Below are 18,540 nucleotides of genomic sequence, written 5' to 3'. Positions count from 1 at the left end.
CAAGAGTAGTGTCCATCCAGTGGACAGCCATATTTGTCCCGGAATGTGAGACGGCGGCAGATTCCGGGCGCGGCTGCACAAGGACGGGCCCATACCCGCGGTCAGTTAGGCGCGATCAGTGGCGGGCGCTCAGTAACGGGCAGATGTGGCGACCACGCGTGAACCGCTGATGTCCAGCGCGAACCCGGGAGCCACAGGGCTCGTTCCATTGGCCACCACAGGCGGAAGTGCCCCGGCGGTGGCAGCCGGCAACGTACAGACGATTTCACGCCCGGCCACTGAGCATTGCCAGCCCGCTCCGCCTGCCGTCAGGGTCTGGAAGCCGTGGTATTTGAGCACCAGCCGGACATCCGTGGGCTCAGTCCCGCCTGTAACAGCGGCGAGAGAAATCGTCAGGACGTCGGTAAAGTGCTCGCTTCCGCCCCGGCTGACATTGGCCGAAGCGCTGAACAGAGTAGCCTCCGCCGGGGCAGGCGGCGGAGGAGGCGCGGGGGCAGGAGGGGGCGCAGGGGCCGGGGCCGGGGTCGCCGGTGGTTCAGGCTGCGGTGCGGGTTGCACAGCTTCGGAATCGGCAGAAGTGTCCTGCTGGGGCACCTCTCCCACTGTTGGTTGTTCGCCGCCGGGGGCTGCTTCCAGAGGGCCCCGCTCGTCAGCTGATACCAGGTCCGCTGCTGCCTGGTCTGCTGCACGCTCCTCGGCCGACTCGGGCGGCAGCTGCTCGCCATCCCGGGGTGAGCCGGGAAGTCCTGCTTCCGGCACGTCTCCCGGCGAAGATCCGGCGTCTGGGGCCACTCCCCCGCCAGGAAGCAGAGTGTCCGCCGGCGTGCTGTCTCCCGGCAATTGCGCGGCAGGCACCCGCGATCCGGCCCCGCCTGCATTGAGGCCGCCAAACTGCACTGCCACTGCGATTGCGACGGTCGCGGCCGCAACTGAGGCGGCGCTTGAGCTGATCAGGGCATGGGAGCGGGCCCAGTCCCAGGTCCGCGAGGCGCCCTGCTGCAGTCCCAGGAGTGCGCCGCTGAAGAGTCCTCCGGCGGCAATCCCGGCTGCGGAGGGGAAGGCCAGCCCGGCAGCGAGCGGGAAGATGATTCCACGCATGCCCGCCCCCACGTCCTGTACCTGCAGGAGAAGACCCAGGCATTTGGAGCACTCGTCCAGGTGATCACGGACCTTTGCTTCGTTCCGGGGACTGAGCCCCCGGCGGGCATAGGCGCCCAGCTTGTCGGTGACGGCCGCGCAGCCGGGATCTTCGGCTGTGGCGGTGATGTGGTGCTGAAGGTACGACTGCCGCAGCCCTTCGCGTGCACGGACGGCGAGCGCAGACACTCCGTTGGCGGACAGTCCCAGCAAGGGAGCCACGGCTGCCGGCGGCATGCCATCGATTTCGGTGTACCAAAGCACTGCCTGCCAGCGTTCGGGCAACGAACGGAACGAGTCCGCAACGGTTTTGGATTCAAACGATGCGAGCACGGGATCCGTGTAGCCTGTGGGGTTCTCATAGGCAGTCAGGTCATCGCTGAGGGTCTGCCGGCCGTCTCCAACGTTCTTCCGGGCTGCCAGCCGCGCAATGGACGAAAACAGATAAGCCCGAAAAAAGGCGTCAGGTCCGGATCCGCTCTGCAGCGCCGCCAGGACGTTTGCGAAGCCTTCGGCAGCCAGGTCTTCGGCGTCGGATCCATTGCGGGCATACCGGTGGGCAAGCCCGACGGCGGCCCTGTGGTGCCGCCCGAAGAGCTGACCGTAGGCATCCCCTTCTCCGGCCCGCACCTTGGCAATAAGCTCGGCATCGCTGGGTTCGGCCGGTTCCGCGCCGGGGGTGGCTTCGCTGAGCATCATTCTTCCTGACAGTCCGTCATATCCCCTGCCGGACAGGGCAGGGCTCCCAGTTTACGGCCGGCGAATCAGGATCCGGGTTGTCTTGGGAAAATCTTCAAAAGTCGCGTCATGACTCCTGGATTGGGTGCTCTTAACGGGTGTGACCATTCTTCAGCCCGCGGCCGGCATCAGGCCAATGGACCCCTTGGATGTGCTGGCGCGCTGGCGCCGCCGCACCATGGCAGCCGACTGGCGGGTCGAGGCCGATTGGCTTTGTGCTGGAACGCGGGCGTTGGCAACCGCTTTTGCCCGCGGGTTCTTCGATCCGACCCGGTCCTCTTCCTACAGCGACCACTTCAGCGGGCAGCCTATGGCCGGCCAGCACACCGGCAAGGTCTTCAGCCTCGGTTCACTCGGCGCAGGAATCAAGACAGCAGATACGGGCTCACTCGAACCCGTACGGCAGTTGGGGGCGGCCAGGGCTTATGACGGCGTTGGCATCGCCGAGGCACTGGCCGACGTCGGGGCGCTCTTCTCGGCCCATGACCAGCCCACGCCAATGAACGTGACGGCCGCCTTCGCCGAGGCCTGGGTTGAAGCCTCTTCGCTCCTGAGCGTAGCCATCTCCTGCACCGACCCGGCCAGTGGCCTCTCCACCTGGCCGCACTTCAGGAACCGGCTCTACGAACTTTATGGAGCCCACGAGGACGTCAGCCGGCGCTTCCTACTTGCTGTCCTCAGGCACCCGAGCCATCACGGTGCAGGGCGGCGCTGGGAACTCGAAGCCAGGATAGGCCACATCTGCGCGGAGAACTTCACCCGGAGCGGAACCGTTTTGAGCCGGGCCCCCGACGCCGTCATCGTCCTGTCGGAGCGGACCCAGGACGCCTTCGGACGAATCAACAGCTGTGCCGCGGAACTCAATACCCTGCTAACCGGGCAGTTCCCGGGCGCGAAGGTGAGGATCGACGTCGAACCCCTGCCGGACAATGTCCACGACGTAGCCAGACTCCTGGACAGCCTGCGGCGGTGACCGCGTAAAGAACTGCTTTGCCTGGCCCGCTGGGGGTGTCAGGCAAAGCCGTACCACCGAGGGAGGTCTCCTGCTTATTGCAGGAGACCTCCCTTCTATCCCGGATGGCCGCCGTCCTTTTCCTACCCTCTCCCAGGTGACCGACCGCGACGGTTCGGCGCTCGTTTTCGGCTTCATCCAGGACACGTCACAGGGCGTCTCTTCCTTCCACGCAGGAGCCCGCGAGCGCAGTCTCCCGAAGCCTCAGTCCTCTGGTCCGCGTGAAATCTCAATCATTTCCTCACGCGGAACCACCTTGACGCGCTCACGGATGACTCCGGAGTCAGTCTCGCCGGACCAGGTGACGCCGAGTTTCAACTCATGGGCGTCCAGCCGGTTCCAGCCTTCCCAGGTGGTGTACCGGATGCCCCGTTCCTCCAGCAGCTCGATGATGGCCTGCGGATCAGGGTTTTTCGCGGGAGGAAGCGTCAGCCGGTCTTCCAACAGGAAGCCGATGGTTTCCAACGCGTCGCCCTTGGTATGGCCGATCAGCCCCACCGGTCCGCGCTTGATCCAACCTGTGGTGTAGATCCCGGGGACCGGCTCGCCGTACTCGTCCAGTACGCGTCCCCCTTCGTTCGGGATCACGCCGTACTTTGCGTCGTACTCGAGTTCGTCCAAGGGGGAGCCGTGGTAGCCAATGGCGCGATAGACAGCCTGGACCGGGTAGTCGATGAACTCGCCGGTCCCCTTGACATGGCCTGTCCCATCGAGCTGCATCCGCTCGAACTTGATACCGGCCACTCTGCCGGTGCCGGCGTCGCTATCATTTCCATAGATCTCCACCGGGCTGTGCAGGAAGTGCAAGTGCAAGCGGCGCGACGACGGAACGTCCGCCTCTGTGTGCTCCTCGGCCAGCCAGTTGGTCATGGTGTTTACCATCGTCTTGATCTGGTTGTTGCTGCGGATGGCTTCCTCGGAGGCTTCGTCAAACTCGAAGTCCTCGGGATACAGCACTATGTCCACGTCCTTGGCGTGGCTGAGTTCGCGCAATTCCAACGGAGTGAATTTCACCTGCGCCGGACCACGGCGGCCGAACACGTGCACGTCAGTGACAGGTGAGTTCTTCAGCGCCTGGTACACGTTGTCCGGGATTTCCGTCGTCAGCAGCTCATCCGCGTGCTTGACCAGCATGCGGGCGACATCCAGCGCTACGTTTCCATTGCCGATGACAGCAATTTCCTTTGCATCCAGCGGCCAGTCCCTGGGTACGTCCGGGTGTCCGTCGTACCAGGACACAAAATCCGCGCCGCCGAAGGAGCCCTCCAGTTCGACCCCGGGCACGTCCAGCTCGGCGTCCTTGATCGCGCCGGTGGAGAAGATTACGGCGTCGTAGAAGGCGCGGATATCGTGAAGGGTGAGGTCACGGCCATAGGTAACGTTGCCAAGGAAACGGATATCGCCTCGATCAAGGACCTTGTGAAGGGCGTTGACGATTCCCTTGATCCTGGGGTGGTCTGGAGCGACGCCGTAACGGATCAGGCCATAAGGAGCCGGATGGGCTTCAAAGAGATCGATGCTGACTTCGAAATCCCCGTCCTTGACCTCGTTGGACTTGGTGAGGATGTCGGCGGCGTAGACCCCTGCCGGCCCCGCGCCGACGATTGCGACGCGGAGGGGGCGTTTGGCCGTTGTTTCTGCCGAACTGGTCACGGGACCCCTTCTGAGACTGGAGACTGCGCGAGCTCATGCAGCGCACAGTACCCAATTCTAGTGGCCTGTCCGTCAGCCGGCGTTCTGGATGGAGACGACCCGCCCCTCGCGGTACAGGAGCGCCCGAAGCTCAGCTTCCGCGGAGTCCAGGCGCCTGGGATCAATCGTCTCTCCGGCCGCGAAATGATCCAGCAAGCGCGGATCAACGTAGCTCTTCCGCGCGATGGAAGGCGTATTGCCAAGGACGGCAGCAGCCTCCCTCATGGCCTGGCTGATGGCAGCCTTGCGGGCGGCCACTGATCTTTGTGGTCCGCTCCGGGCCAGGCTGACGGCGGCAGCAATAGTTCCGCGCAGAGTCCGGAAGTCCTTGGCGGTGAAGTCGGACCCGGTTCGTTCCTTCACATAAGCGTTAATGTCGGCGCTGGTTACCGGATGCCACCTTCGGCGTTCCCGGTAGGCGAGCAGGCGGGCGTTGCCGCCTCGTTTCTTCAGGACGCGCATCAGGGCGGCCAGGTCCGGATCAGTGATTTCCGATTCCCAGGTCTTCCCGCTCTTGGCCGGAAAGCTGAGCAGCAAAGTGTCCTTCCGGACCTTTACATGGGCGCAGAGCAGGGTGGCCAGTCCATGGCTGCCATTTTCGTTGGTGTACTTTTCCGAGCCCACCCGTAACGATCCGCTGTCCAGCATCCTGAAAGCCGCCGCCAGCACACGTTCGCGGGACAGCCCTTCGGAGCGCAAGTCTATGGTCACGCGCCGCCGTGCGGATGGCAGGGACTCGGCAAGCTGCAGGGCGCGATCGAACTTCACCCGGTCCTTACGCTCGCGCCATGCGGGATGGTAGATGTACTGGCGCCGGCCAACGGCATCCAGGCCCGTTGCCTGGATATGCCCGTTATCGAAGGGCGAAATCCAGACATCCGTCCAGGCCGGCGGAATCCCGATGCTCTCCAGCCGCTCACGGACAGGACCCGGTGGCAGCGTGGTGCCATCCAGGTCCCTGTAGCTGAAGCCCTTTCCGGCAGCCACCCTGCGGTAGCCCCGGCCCGAGGCGTTGCTCCGCCGGAGCCTCATGGAATGCTTTCCTGCCCATGCATCATGATCACAATGGTAAGCCTACTGACTAACTCCGGAATCCAGGCAAGTTAGGATTGCCGGCTTTTCTCTGTTGGCGGAATACTGGCCGGAGCTGTGATGTTCTTAACCTTGTGCCTACACCTCACGGATCTTCCTCTGCCAGCGTTGCCAGCTCTGACCCCGTGGCTGGCCCCTCAATGGAATCTGGATCTTCGATGGAATCCCACTCAGGAGCCCCCTCAGCCTCGCCAGCAGGACAAAAGCCCGGCCTGAAGGCCGTAGATAAGGACACGACGGCGGGGATTCTGTTCGGCATTGGCGCCTACGGCCTCTGGGGACTGCTTCCCATCTACTTCTTCGTGCTGCAACCGGCCGGAGCTGTGGAGATTGTGGCCAACCGTGTGGTGTGGTCCCTCATCTTTTGCGCACTGCTGATTACTGTCACCCGTTCCTGGCCTGTGCTCATAAGCGCCTTCAAGGACCGGTCAGTTTTTGGAACCCTTGGCATAGCCGCAGGCCTCATCGCCGTGAACTGGCTGACGTACACCTTTGGTGTAACCACAGGCCAGGCGGTGGAGGCATCGCTTGGCTACTTTATCAATCCCATCGTCTCGGTCCTGCTGGGGGTGTTCGTGCTGAAGGAAACGCTGCGCCCCCTGCAGTGGGCCGCCGTCGGAATCGGTTTTGTGGCGGTGGTGGTCCTGACAATCTCCTACGGCAAGCTGCCCTGGATCGCCCTCACGCTGGCCGTCAGTTTCGGCTTGTACGGCTTCGTGAAAAAGCGCGTGGGTCCCAGGGCGGATGCCATCACCAGCCTCACCGTGGAGACCATTGTGCTGGCACCGCTCGCGGCAGCCACTATGGTTTTCCTTGCCTTCACCAACACCGCCACTCTTACCAACAACGGGGCTACCCACTTCTGGCTGCTGCTGTCCTCCGGCATCATCACAGCGGTTCCCTTGGTGTTCTTCGGCGCCTCCGCCCGGCGGCTGCCCATGACCACCATCGGCCTGCTGCAGTACTTCGCTCCGGTTCTCCAGTTCGTCATAGCCCTCGTGGTGTTCCAGGAGGCCATGACAACCGGACGGTGGATCGGCTTCGGCGTCGTCTGGCTTGCGCTCCTGGTACTCACGGTGGACATGCTGATTCACGCCCGGAAGAACTCAGTTGCGCGGAAGCTGGCGCACGCTTAGAAAACCTTTACGCGTGGGCCTTGATCGCCGATGCCAGCACGGACAGGCCATCCAGCAGCAGCTCGTCGGTGATAACCAGGGGCGGCAGCAAGCGGATCACGTTTCCGTAGGTTCCACAGGTGAGGATGATGACGCCTTCCTTGAGGCACGCTGCAGCCACGGCCTTGGTCAGCTCCGGGTTCGGTTCCTTGGATCCGGCCTGCACCAGCTCGATGGCCAGCATGGCGCCCCGGCCACGGACGTCGCCGATGACCGAGACTTCTTCAGCAAGTTCGCGCAGTTTGCCCGTGGCCAGCTCTTCGATGTGCTTGGCCCGGGCGTTGAGGTCGAACTCCTCCATGGAGCCAATCGACGCGAGTGCAGCGGCGCACGCTACCGGGTTGCCACCGTAGGTGCCGCCCAGACCGCCCGGGTGGACGGCGTCAAGCAGGTCTGCACGGCCGGTGATGGCCGAGAGCGGCATCCCGCCCGCAATGCCCTTGGCCATGGTGATGATGTCCGGGACAACGCCCTCGTGGTTGACCGCGAACCATTCACCCGTGCGGCAGAAGCCGGACTGGACCTCGTCGGCGATGAACACAATGCCCTTGTCCTTGGCCCACGCCGAGAGTGCGGGCAGGAAGCCGTCGGCCGGAACGATGAAGCCGCCTTCGCCCTGGATCGGCTCGATGATGATGGCAGCAACCTGATCCCCGCCGATCTGCTTCTCGATCATGGTGATGGCGCGCTTGGCGGCCTCGGCGCCCGTGATCGAGGGGTTCTCCTCGCGGAAGGGGTAGCTCATGGGCATGCGGTAGACCTCGGGCGCGAACGGGCCGAAGTTGGTTTTGTACGGCATCGCCTTCGCGGTCAATGCCATGGTCAGGTTGGTGCGGCCGTGGTAGGCGTGGTCAAAGGCGACGACGGCGTCCCGGCCGGTTGCCAGCCGGGCCACCTTCACGGCGTTTTCCACTGCTTCGGCACCGGAGTTGAACAGGACGGTGCGCTTCTCGTGGTCGCCGGGGGTGAGCCTGTTGAGCTGCTCGGCGACGGCAACGTAGCCCTCGTACGGGGTGACCATAAAGCACGTGTGGGTGAAGTGCTCAACGGCTTCCTTCACAGCACCGACGACGGCGGGATCGGAAGCTCCGACGCTGGTCACTGCGATGCCTGAGCCAAGATCTATGAATGAGTTTCCGTCGACGTCGTGGATGATGCCGCCGTCGGCGTCGGCTACGTAAACAGGGACGGCGGAGGCGACGCCGGCAGCAACTACTGCCTTTCGGCGTTCAGTCAGTGCCAAGGACTTGGGGCCGGGGAAGTCTGCCTGGACGCGGCGCTTCTGCTCCAGACGGTAGGTGATTTCACTTGCTGTGGCGGTCATGGAGAAAGCCTTTCTTAATTGCTTTGGGGACGGTGCTGGGGCCCTGTGGGGACTAGGCGGCTGAGTCACGCATCAAGTGCAGACATCACGTGCTTGATGCGGGTGTAGTCCTCGACGCCGTACATGGACAGGTCCTTGCCGTAACCGGACTGCTTGAAGCCTCCGTGCGGCATTTCCGCGGTGAGCAGGATGTGCGTGTTGATCCAGACGGCACCGAAGTCGAGGTCCCGGCTGACCCGCATGGCAGTACCGTGGTCGCTGGTCCAGACGCTTGAGGCTAGGGCGTATTCGACGTCGTTGGCGAGGTCGACCGCTTCTTCCTCGCTGCTGAACTTCTGGACAGTGATGATGGGGCCGAACGTTTCCTGCTGCACCACGCTGTCCGTCTGCTTGGCTCCGGTGATGATGGTGGGCTCAAAGAAGAAACCCTTGTCCCCCGCCCGTTTGCCACCGATTTCGATCCGGCAGTTTTCCGGGAGGGATTCAACCACGGCGCTGACCGCCTTGAAGTGGTTGACGTTGTTTAGCGGACCGAAGTAGTTTTCTTCATCGTTCTGGGAGCCCGTGTGCAGGGTCTTGGTGTGGTCCACCATGGCGGCCACGACGTCGTCGTGCACTGAGTCCTCCACCAGCACGCGGGTGATCGCCGTGCAGTCCTGGCCCGCGTTGAAGAAGGCGAATTCAGCGATGGCTGCGGCGCTCTTCTTGATATCAGCGTCCTTGAAAACGATGGCAGGTGCCTTGCCGCCCAGCTCCAGGTGGGCTCGCTTGAGGCCCTTTGCAGCTCCGGAAGCCACGGCGATCCCCGCTCTGACTGAACCGGTGATGGACACGAGACCCGGAACCTTGTGCTCCACCATCATCGAGCCGGTCTGACCGGTGCCAAGGAGCACGTTGAGCACGCCCGCGGGGAGGATGTCCGCTGCAAGCCTGGCAAGGACCAGCGTGGATTCCGGCGTGGTGTCCGACGGTTTCAACACAACAGTGTTGCCGGCGGCGAGCGCGGGACCGATCTTCCAGATGGCCATGAGGAACGGGTAGTTCCAGGGAGCTACCTGAGCCACCACGCCGATGGGCTCGCGGCGGACAAAGGAGGTGTGGCCTTCGAAGTACTCACCGGCGGACTTGCCCTCGAGAATGCGTGCGGCACCGGCAAAGAACCGCATCTGGTCTGCTCCGGCTGCAACTTCTTCCGAGGCGATCAGGGAGCGGACCTGTCCGGTGTTGCGGTGCTGGGCCTCGACTATTTCGTCGCTGTTGGCTTCGATGGCGTCAGCAAGTTTGAGCAGCATCAGCTGGCGCTGGCCGGGTGTGGTGTACTTCCAGCTCTTGAACGCCTCGGCGGCGGCAGTCATGGCAGCGTCAACGTCAGCCTGGCCGGAAACCGGAGATTTCGCCACGACGTCACCGTTGGTGGGATTCACGATGTCCAGCGACTCGGTGCCGGACGGCGTGACGAACTCGCCATTGATGAAGTTCTGCAAGGTTTGAACCACGGTGTGCAACCTCTTTCGTACTGACTCAGGCAAAGAGCCTTTTTGTGATGCGGAGCATAAAAGCATGCCTCCGATGCGGCTGCAACGAGCCTATGCCTTGCCCTCATGGCTGGGAATAGCCACCTGCACACCGTTGACTGATTCCTTTAGTGCGATGACACAGCACAGGGCTATCCTTTACGCATGGCAATCTCACTCGCTGCCCTGCTGGGGGTGCAGGCTTTGAAACTCCGCAAATCCGGTTTGGCCGAGACCACCTGGCATCAGGACATCCACTGGGTTGCTGTCACTGAACAAGAGGATCCACAGCGGTTCCTCAACGGCGGAGAACTGGTGCTCACGACCGGCATGCGCCTGCGCACGGCTCCCGATCAGCGCAGGTTCGTCCGCCAGGTACAACGCGCCGGGGCTGTGGGGATCGGCTTCGGAACGGGGCTGACGCATGAGGAGGTCCCGTCGGCACTCGTTGCAGAAGCCAACCGCTGGGGACTTCCGGTCGTCGAAGTGCCCTATGAGACACCGTTCATCGCCATCGGCAAACTCGTGGCCGATGCGCAGTCGGCCGACCACTACGCCAAACTAGAGCGGCTCATCGCGGGCCATCAGATCCTGGCCCGCGCACTGCTCACCGGCGGCGGGCTTGCGGAGCTTCTGAGGCACCTCGGTTCCATGCTGCGTACTGAGATCATCCTGACCCAGTTCACCGCGCAGCTTTACAACAGCGTTGCCGGAAGCCCGCCCCCCACGGCGGACGGGTGGGCGTCCTACCCCATTCCGACGGGCCGCCGGGATGCCTGCACGCTTTGGGTGAAAAGGCCCTTCGAGGATTCAGGGATAGTTAATTACGCCCAAAACCTCATCAGCGTGGAGCTGAACAACATGATGAAGCAGCGCCAGTCCCAGCGCGCCTTGTCGGGGCAGGTCCTTGAGGACGTTATCCACGGAACCCTGGAACCCAGTGAAGCCTCGCGGCGGCTGGCCGGTATAGGGGTCAACAGCACCCGCAAGAACGTGGTGTTGTTGGCCGAGTCCGCCGCGCACCAGAAACAACTCATCAGCTCTTCCCTTCCGCCTGAACTGGAGCAGGGGGTGACCGCCGTCGTCGGCAAGGACCTTATTACTGTCATCCCCGACGACGGCACCGGTTCCGGGGCGCTCGCCAGGCGCCTTAGCGACCACCTGGCGGAAGCGGGTATACACGCCACAATAGGAATCGGCGGAGCGTATACCAAACCCAACGGGCTCCGCTGGAGCTACTTCGAGGCCCGCGACGCCGCCAGCCGAGGCCTGCCCGTGAACGAACCGGAACGGCTCAGTCTGACGTCGCTGCTGCTGGCCAGCGAAGACGTACCCCTCGCGGACATGGCCAACGAGTCCCTCAATCCGCTCCGGACGTTCGATGCCAATCATGGTGCCGAGCTGATGACCACCCTGGAGAGTTACCTCAGCAACAATGGTTCCGTGGCCGCCGTCGCCGAAGCCCTGACACTGCACCGCAACACTGTCCGGTACCGCTTGGCGCAAATCACCGAAATGACCGGTTACGATCCCTCGGTTACGGCGGACCGCGTGCAACTGTGGCTCGCCCTGGCAGTCTCCCGCCTTGGGGCGCGGCACGCAGGACGGTAGCCCTTTTGGAGTCATTCCTGGTTCTAGAAACCCGGTTGTATGCTTTAGCCGGCATCGACCGCGGCTTCCATCGAGCAGGAATCCGTCCCGGCAACGCGGAGGTGACACCCGAGGGAGAAACCTTGCCGGAAACCTGGTCCACGAGCACCTTAATTGCGGCCGGACGGCGTCAAACCGGGCCCCTGCCAACCGTCTCCGTGATGGCCGTGGGCATCTGGATCGTATGTATAACGCTGGGCGCCATTGTCAGCCCGGAACCCGAAGTCCACAAGACAGCCCTCATGGTCCATCTCGCCGCCATGGTGGTCTCGTTCAGCGGTGTTCTGGCAGTGGATATCAGGGGCTTCCTGTGGATGGCCGGGGTACGCCCAGTCCAGGCCGCCCTGCGAATGGAGAGCTTCGTAACGCCGTTCATCTGGGGCGGGTTGTTGGCTCTGATGGTGTCCGGCATCTTCCTTGAGCCCAGTCTGGACGCCCTCCCAACGCTGGCAAAGTTCGCAGCCGTCCTTGGGCTGATATTGAACGGCATTTGGCTGGTTCCTTTCAAGGAACGGCTGAGAGCCATAGGCAGGGATGCACCCTTCCTGGCGTTCACCCCTTGGTTCCGGCAACAGTTGCTTTTGCGGTTCTCGGCATCGCAACTCTGCTGGTGGACCGCGGTCATCGTTGGATTTGTCTCGGCCGCGAGCCATTAGCCCGCCCTTGCACGAGGTGCATATTGCGGCCTTGCTTTGGATTGTGACTCAAGCCACGCGCTGCTGACGGGTTTGGGATATTCTCTAGTGGCGTATCCAGGTGTTCCGGCACCAGGGCGGGGGCTAGGCGCAATGTGGCGACCCCAGCCGCCCCGGCTGATTTTCAGAGATGCAGCCCGGGACCCGACCCCGCGGACATCAAAGGATACGACGAGCATGGGCCGACGACGTGCCGCCACCAGACCCAGCTACCCGCGTTGGCTGTTGACCGTTGCCATAACGGCTGCCGCCGTGCTGGGCCTGATCGGCGGGGCACTGTTGTTGCCGACGCTCCTGGGACCGGGCGGATCAGCATCCTCCCGGGGAGGCGCCGCCATGGGCGGCACCCCCACACCAACCGTGAAAGCAGTCCTGCCGGCTGATCAACCCCCTGCCGCCTCGGGCAAGGCGCCCTGCATTTCGGTGAACGTGCTCGCGTCGTTGGAAAACGCCGACATGGTGCGGTCCCTCGCGTCGGAATACATGGCCAAACCCCGGAGCGTGGACGGACTGTGCGTGACCGTGAACGTCACCCAGGAGAAGTCCGGAGTGGCAGCAGCGAAGAGGGCGAGCCAGTTTGCAACCACTCCTGCAGCCGAACGCCCCACCGTTTGGCTGCCCGATTCCACCGCTTGGCTGCGCGTAGCCAAGGACAAGGCGGGAGACGCGGGGAAGGGGTTCGAAACCAGCGGGACCAGCGTTGCGCGGAGCGGGATCGTCGTAGCCATGCCGGCCTCCATGGCCAAGGCGATCGGATGGGACGCCAAGGCTCCCAGTTGGGCCGACGTCTTCAAAGCCGCAGGAGACCCGGACGTCTGGGAGCGCCTCAATCACCCCGAGTGGGGGAAGTTTAAGTTCGGCAAGGCCAGCCCCACCGTTTCGACCTCCGGCCTGATGGGATTAGTGGCCTCCTACGGTGTGGCTGGAAACAATCTGGCGGCGCTGGACGGGTCCAGGCTGAAAGAGGCTGCAGTCATTGAAAAGGTCAAGGCAGGTGAGCTCAGTACGAGCCACTACATGGCAACTCCTGAGCATTTCCTGTGGCATGCCCGTCAGGCAGATGACGCCGGCAAGGTCTCGGAATTCCTGTCGGCAGTGATCGTTGATGAGAAGTCTGTTTGGGACTACAACAGGGGCATTTCCAGCAACGACGGCGTGACCAAACAGACAGGACTGGCACCAAAAGAACCCCTGCTGGCCATCTACCCGAGCGAAGGCGTCCTGGTGGCGGACAGCCCGGCCGTGGTCCTCGACGGAAACTGGATCAGTGCGCAGCAGCGTCTCGCCGCAGAAAGCTTCATTGCATATGCCGGCACCGAGCAGGGCCAGAACGTGGTCAAGACCACCGGGTACCGGAACATCCAGGACAAGGTGGAGGATGTTGTGGCGACTACGGGACGTTACGCATCCTCACTTGATGAGATCCCGCTGCCGTCGGATGAAGTGCTGACGGCGGTTCAAAAGAGCTTTCCGGACGTGCGTAAGAGGGCGCGGGCCCTTTTCCTGCTCGACGTTTCCGGCTCCATGCGCCAGGAAATCGCTCCAGGGGTGTCCCGCCTGCAGGGCGCAAAGGATGCCGTCACCAAGGCGATGGAGCATTTCACCGGGGAAGACCAAGTGGGCATGGCTGCGTTTTCTCACCTGGAGGGCGGCGAACTGTCTCCCGGGCTGGTGAGTCCGGTGGCCCCGCTCAAAATAAACAAGGCTGATCTGCTGGCGGAACTGAACGCGCTGCAACCCGTCGCCTACACGCCCCTCTTCGAAGCTGTAGGGATGTTTGCCGCCCAACAGGCAGAGGCCTACGACAGCTCTTCGATCAACACCATCGTGCTCCTGAGCGATGGCAAGAACGACACTCCCCACGCGGGAACCCTCGCCACCCTGACAGAGCAGCTCCATGACCAGCACCACACCGCGCCGGTGCTGGTCTTCACCCTCGCCTACGGCGCCGACGCCGACACCACTTCCCTGCGGGCAATCGCCAAGGCCAGCGGAGCTCATTTCTACGACGCGAGTGATCCTAACCGACTGGAAGCAGTGCTTGGCGATCTGGTGACCAGCTTCTAACTCCGTTTTACGCAGATCATTCATGGAGCGACCTGTGCTTCATGGAGCGATCTGCGCCACTTAAGTTCCGGATGCAAACGTCTAACGTCTAACCTTTGATAATGGCTAGTACGACGACGGCATCCCTTCCGGTGGTTGCACCCAACAAAGAGGACGAGGGCGTTCCCTCACAGCCGCGCTCGGTGCTGATTCTGGGCGTGGTCGCCGTCGTGCTGATCGGGCTGAACCTGCGAGCGGGCATCACCGGGGCTTCGGCCTTGTTCCATGATCTACAGCAGGTCCTGGGTTACGGACCCTTCGTTGCCTCAGTGATTCCGTCGATCCCCACGCTTTGCTTCGCCGTCGCAGGGGCCGCAACATCGTGGCTGAGCCGCCGATTGGGCGTCGAGAAATCTGTTCTGCTGGCGTTGGGAATGCTGACGGCCGGACTCCTGCTGCGGGGCATCCCCTCGACCGGAATGCTGCTGGCGGGAACGGTGGCAGCAATGTCCGGCCTGGCCGTCTGCAACGTGGCGATGCCATCCTTCATCCGCGAGCACTATGCGCACCGGACATCGCTCATGACCGGCCTTTACACCGTCACCATGACCACCGGAGCCACCCTCTCCTCCGTACTCATCGTCCCTTTGGCCCATCAGCTCGGCTCACCATCCCTGGGGGTAGGGGCCATCGGCCTGCTCTCCGCCGCAGCCTTCCTCGGTTTCCTCCCGGTTGCCCTCCGTGCACACCGGATGACAAAGGCGGCGACGCCACTGCACTTCTCGCCCTGGCAGATGCTGCGGACCCGCAAGGGCCGGCTGATCACGGCCATTTTCACGTTACAGGCATTGCTGGCCTACGCCATCTTGAGTTGGTTCCCATACATGCTCACCACCGTCGGCCTCTCCGCGGCGGACAGCGGACTGCTGTTCGGGCTGATGCAGCTCGTCTCGGTTCCCTCAGGGATGGTACTCATTGCCATCGGCTCGCGTCCGCGGATGCTGCGGCCCGCTTTTTACCTCGCGACCGCGGCCATGGTCCTGGGAATAGCTGCGCTGCTCCTGCTGCCCCCTTCCCTTGCCGCCGTACCGGCAGCAGTACTGGGCTTCGGGCTCGGAATTTTCCCGCTGGTCATGGTGATGATCAGCCGCAGCGGGCGCACGACGGCGGAAACCACGGCGATCTCCACATTGGCGCAGTCGGTGGGGTACCTGCTTGCAACGGCAGGACCATTTGGGATGGGCCTGCTGCACAGCGCAACCGGAAGCTGGAGCCTGCCCCTGGCACTCTTGCTCGCCGTCGCGATTGTGCAGGTGGTGGTGGCACATCAGCTCACCAGCGAACGGACGGAGAAGAAGATCCCGGTGGCCAAGCCATGAGCCTCACTGCCTCCTCCCGTCCGGCACTTGCCGAAGAAGTTACCGCTAAGCTGCGGCAGATGATCCAGTCCGGGGAATGGCCCCTGCAGGAGCGGATCCCTGCTGAACCGGAGCTGATGGCTGGACTTGGCGTCTCCCGGGGTACCCTGCGTGAGGCCATTAAAGCGTTGGCGCACAGTGGAATGCTGGAGGTTCGGCGGGGGGACGGAACTTACGTCAGGGCCACGAGCGAACTTTCGGGAGCTGCGCGGCGGATGTATAAGGACCACACTGAGGAGCACATCCTCGAGGTTCGGGTGGGGTTGGATACGCAGGCGGCACGGCTTGCCGCCCGCAACGCCACTGAGGCCGACATCATCGCGATGCGGACCCTCCTGGCCGCACGGCAGAACGCCTGGACTGCAGGGGACTATGCAACTTGGGCGCGGGCGGACTGGGAGTTTCACGAGGCAGTTGCCCAGGCATCAGGGAATCCGCTGCTTCATGAGCTCTACACCAGTTTCGGCGGCATCTTCCACAGCGATCTTGTGCGGCAGCAACGCCGCCCCGGCTTCGAGGGACTTCCGGTTGCGGGTCACGGCGAACTCCTGGACGCCATCGAAGCACACGACGAAACTGCCGCCGTCGAAAGCGTTCAACGTAATCTGAACTCCTGCGCGGAGTGGCTGCGGGAGTGGCTGCCGGAGTAACCCCGCTGAACTTCCCCCAAAATGTCAGAAGGCTTACTGTTTCAGGGTTATCTTTTCCATGAATCCTGAATTCAGCTTTGCCCACCAACAACTGGGAGAACGTCATGGCTCGAGCAGTGGAACCCTCGGCACAGGAATCCACGACCCACGCGGCACCAACCCTTAGCGCCGCGACAACCCCCAAAACCCCACGCTCCCTTTGGTCAGACAGCTTGGGGCGCGTGGCCGTCCGCTCTGCCCAGATTCTGCTCATCCTGGCGGTGGTCAGCATCTCCATCTTTGCCCTGATGCAGATCCGGCTGTTAGTGATTCCGGTGCTGATCGCGCTCATCCTGGCCGCTGCGATCGGCCCGTTCGTGAACCTGCTGCGGCGACGTGGTTTGCCCGGCGGCGCCGCAACGGCCATCGCCTTTGTTCTGCTGCTTACTGTCCTGGCCGGGGTCACGAGCATCATCGTCATGTCGGTCCGCAACCAATGGGGAGAGCTTGTGTCCCAAGCGGCGTCAGGGCTGGAGGAACTGGAAAATTTCCTCTTGACGGGCCCGTTCCCGCTGGACAGGGAGCAGCTGGAACAGGCACGGACAGGTCTGGTGGATTTTGCCACCAGCAGCCAGGCGCGGTCCGGAGCCATTACCGGGCTGTCCGTGGTGACGGAGTTCCTGGCCGGCGCCATCCTCATGGTGGTCATCCTCTTCTTTTTCCTCAAGGACGGCGCGAAGATCTGGGAGTTCTTCCTGCGGCCCTTCAAGGGGCAGCGGGAACAGAAACTGCGCCGGGCAGGCAAGCGGACGCTGGAGGTCCTGGGCGGTTACGTGCGCGGCACGGCCATCGTGGCCCTCGTGGATACCCTGGCAATCGGCGCGGCCCTGCTGATTCTGCAGGTCCCCCTCGCCATACCCTTGGCCATCATCGTATTCATCACCGCATTCATCCCCCTGGTGGGAGCGACCGTTGCCGGTATCCTCGCGGCACTGGTGGCACTGGTGGCCAACGGTCCCGTGGTCGCGCTGATCGTGGTGGCAGTCGTTATCGCCGTGAACCAGCTCGAGGGTGACCTTCTGCAGCCCGTTGTTATGGGGAAATCGCTTCAGCTGCACGCCTTGGTCATCCTGATGGCACTGACGGCGGGGACCATTTTGGCGGGCATCATCGGAGCCGTGCTGTCCGTTCCGCTCGCGGCCGTTGCATGGGCCATCATCCAGGTCTGGACAGCCGAGGACCCGAAACTCGAGGATATGAACCCCGACCTGCCCCCAGCCAACAGCCAGCCCGTGTAACTTTCCGGGCTGGCTGCATTGGTTGGTTTTATTGCAGGTGTTGGTTTGATTCCAAGGGTTGGCTTTATTTCAGGTGGATCAGGAGCGCCTGAGGCCTGCCAAGACGTTCTTCGGACGCTGCATCTCACCGTGCTTGGCGCCCATGATTATCACCGATCCGGCAAAGACAGGAATGGCCCACTGCAGCAACTTGAGCTGCTTTTGCGCTGACTTGAGCTCATCTGAAGCCGCAGGATCGGGCTCGGTGGCGCCTTCGGCTCCCTCTGCGGCAAGCTTCTCGACTTTGCCTCCAAGCATGCCCGCATAGAGAGTGACGGCCGCCCCCACCAGCGTCACGGCTGTTTTGTAGATGCTCAGACGGGTGACGCCCTCCTGCTTGGCCATGCGCTCCTTGTTCTCCCAGATCACTGCGAGGCCGGCAACGATGTGTGCTGTGAAGGCGGCTGTCTGTACCGGCGCCCACCTCTTCCATCCGAGGCTGGAGAGCCGTGTGCGTTCCGTTGGATCCTTGGCCTCAGCCGCTGCCCCGTTGAGTCCTATGGCACCCATCAGCGAACCGCCGAACCAAGCCCCTGCTGTCAGATCGTGGATGGAACGGGCAATAAGATTTCCTGCCATTGTCTCTTCCTAACGTGTTTGCGTTTCCTGGATTGGGCTTAGGCTTCAGGACTTCCCGGACCTTCACCGCGAGATGTTCAGTCAAGATCCGGATGATAGTCGTGATCTAATATGGTAAGCACACTTACTATAGAACTGATACCCCTTGAACTGGAATGGAAGGGAATGTTGAAGCGAATGCTCGGGGCTAGGGAATCGGCAGGAACTGGAATGAGTGGAACACTCTTCGGTTGGGCCTTTGGGGATGCCTCGCGGGAGAATGACGAGCAGTACGTTGACACTCTTCGCCATGAAGCGCTTGAGAACGCACAGCAGGCTGCTGCTTCCAAAAATGTCAGCGTGGAGCCGGGTACGGAAACGTACACAGTCCTCGCTCCTGGGGAAACCCTCGTGGATATCCACACGGCACCGGACAGCCTCGTGGTCCGCTGCACCGTCAAGCTCGTGGGGCCAGGTTCAGAGAAGATTCACGCCGAGGGACCCATGAACGGGTAGGAAGGAC

15 protein-coding genes are annotated in these 18,540 nt (G+C 62.8%); 9 read left to right on the top strand and 6 right to left on the bottom strand.

What is annotated here, in order from left to right; genetic code table 11:
- Nucleotides 1-129: 129 nt before the first annotated feature.
- Entirely contained in the window at nucleotides 130-1,836 is a 1,707-nt protein-coding gene (locus tag M1E05_RS06010; RefSeq protein ID WP_461164738.1) for a sigma-70 family RNA polymerase sigma factor, read from the bottom strand.
- Nucleotides 1,837-1,975: 139 nt separating this feature from the next.
- On the opposite strand from M1E05_RS06010, the gene M1E05_RS06005 reads away from it, so the two are divergent.
- Nucleotides 1,976-2,848: a hypothetical protein gene (locus tag M1E05_RS06005; RefSeq protein ID WP_458111690.1), complete on the top strand. Its 873-nt coding sequence runs from the start codon at nucleotides 1,976-1,978 to the stop codon at nucleotides 2,846-2,848.
- A gap of 243 nt (nucleotides 2,849-3,091) precedes the next feature.
- On the opposite strand, the gene M1E05_RS06000 is transcribed toward M1E05_RS06005, so the two are convergent.
- Together M1E05_RS06000 and M1E05_RS05995 are read right to left on the bottom strand one after the other, a co-directional pair.
- The gene (locus M1E05_RS06000; protein WP_458111691.1) at nucleotides 3,092-4,540 is read right to left on the bottom strand and encodes an FAD-dependent oxidoreductase; all 1,449 of its coding nucleotides are present in this window, start codon (nucleotides 4,538-4,540) and stop codon (nucleotides 3,092-3,094) included.
- Nucleotides 4,541-4,612: 72 nt separating this feature from the next.
- On the bottom strand, nucleotides 4,613-5,611 hold the full coding sequence (locus M1E05_RS05995; RefSeq protein WP_461164737.1) for a DNA topoisomerase IB: 999 nt from the start codon (nucleotides 5,609-5,611) through the stop codon (nucleotides 4,613-4,615).
- Nucleotides 5,612-5,829: 218 nt separating this feature from the next.
- Between M1E05_RS05995 and rarD the strand changes: the two genes are divergently transcribed.
- Entirely contained in the window at nucleotides 5,830-6,807 is a 978-nt protein-coding gene (gene rarD / locus M1E05_RS05990) for an EamA family transporter RarD (protein ID WP_458111693.1), read from the top strand.
- A gap of 7 nt (nucleotides 6,808-6,814) precedes the next feature.
- On the opposite strand, the gene gabT is transcribed toward rarD, so the two are convergent.
- The gene (gabT, locus tag M1E05_RS05985) at nucleotides 6,815-8,170 is read right to left on the bottom strand and encodes a 4-aminobutyrate--2-oxoglutarate transaminase (protein ID WP_461164736.1); all 1,356 of its coding nucleotides are present in this window, start codon (nucleotides 8,168-8,170) and stop codon (nucleotides 6,815-6,817) included.
- Nucleotides 8,171-8,235: 65 nt separating this feature from the next.
- Complete coding sequence (locus tag M1E05_RS05980; RefSeq protein WP_458111695.1) at nucleotides 8,236-9,666, bottom strand: gamma-aminobutyraldehyde dehydrogenase; 1,431 nt, start codon at nucleotides 9,664-9,666, stop codon at nucleotides 8,236-8,238.
- A gap of 183 nt (nucleotides 9,667-9,849) precedes the next feature.
- Between M1E05_RS05980 and M1E05_RS05975 the strand changes: the two genes are divergently transcribed.
- From M1E05_RS05975 to M1E05_RS05950, 6 genes are all read left to right on the top strand, one after another.
- The gene (locus M1E05_RS05975; RefSeq protein WP_458111696.1) at nucleotides 9,850-11,295 is read left to right on the top strand and encodes a PucR family transcriptional regulator; all 1,446 of its coding nucleotides are present in this window, start codon (nucleotides 9,850-9,852) and stop codon (nucleotides 11,293-11,295) included.
- A 35-nt stretch (nucleotides 11,296-11,330) separates the two neighbouring features.
- A complete protein-coding gene (locus M1E05_RS05970) occupies nucleotides 11,331-11,990 on the top strand; it encodes a hypothetical protein (RefSeq protein WP_458111697.1) in 660 nt (219 codons plus the stop codon).
- Nucleotides 11,991-12,206: 216 nt separating this feature from the next.
- Nucleotides 12,207-14,096, top strand: a complete 1,890-nt coding sequence (locus tag M1E05_RS05965; protein ID WP_461164735.1) for a vWA domain-containing protein — start codon at nucleotides 12,207-12,209, stop codon at nucleotides 14,094-14,096.
- Between the two features lie 101 nt (nucleotides 14,097-14,197).
- Nucleotides 14,198-15,454 carry an MFS transporter gene (locus M1E05_RS05960; RefSeq protein WP_458111699.1) on the top strand — a complete coding sequence of 419 codons (1,257 nt, stop codon included), beginning with the start codon at nucleotides 14,198-14,200 and terminating at the stop codon, nucleotides 15,452-15,454.
- Entirely contained in the window at nucleotides 15,451-16,143 is a 693-nt protein-coding gene (locus tag M1E05_RS05955; RefSeq protein ID WP_458111700.1) for a FadR/GntR family transcriptional regulator, read from the top strand. The genes M1E05_RS05960 and M1E05_RS05955 overlap by 4 nt, the downstream gene beginning before the upstream one ends.
- A 104-nt stretch (nucleotides 16,144-16,247) precedes the next feature.
- Nucleotides 16,248-17,420: an AI-2E family transporter gene (locus M1E05_RS05950; RefSeq protein ID WP_461164734.1), complete on the top strand. Its 1,173-nt coding sequence runs from the start codon at nucleotides 16,248-16,250 to the stop codon at nucleotides 17,418-17,420.
- Between the two features lie 78 nt (nucleotides 17,421-17,498).
- Here the strand turns inward: M1E05_RS05950 and M1E05_RS05945 are convergent, their stop codons facing one another.
- Nucleotides 17,499-18,038, bottom strand: coding sequence for a hypothetical protein (locus M1E05_RS05945; RefSeq protein WP_458111702.1), 540 nt, complete (start codon nucleotides 18,036-18,038; stop codon nucleotides 17,499-17,501).
- A 210-nt stretch (nucleotides 18,039-18,248) separates the two neighbouring features.
- Between M1E05_RS05945 and M1E05_RS05940 the strand changes: the two genes are divergently transcribed.
- Complete coding sequence (locus M1E05_RS05940; RefSeq protein WP_458111703.1) at nucleotides 18,249-18,533, top strand: hypothetical protein; 285 nt, start codon at nucleotides 18,249-18,251, stop codon at nucleotides 18,531-18,533.
- Nucleotides 18,534-18,540 lie beyond the last annotated feature (7 nt).

This window comes from Arthrobacter sp. R4-81, assembly GCF_054792365.1.
Note: the sequence above shows the minus strand (reverse complement) of the source record. Positions and strands in the feature narration are given on the sequence as shown.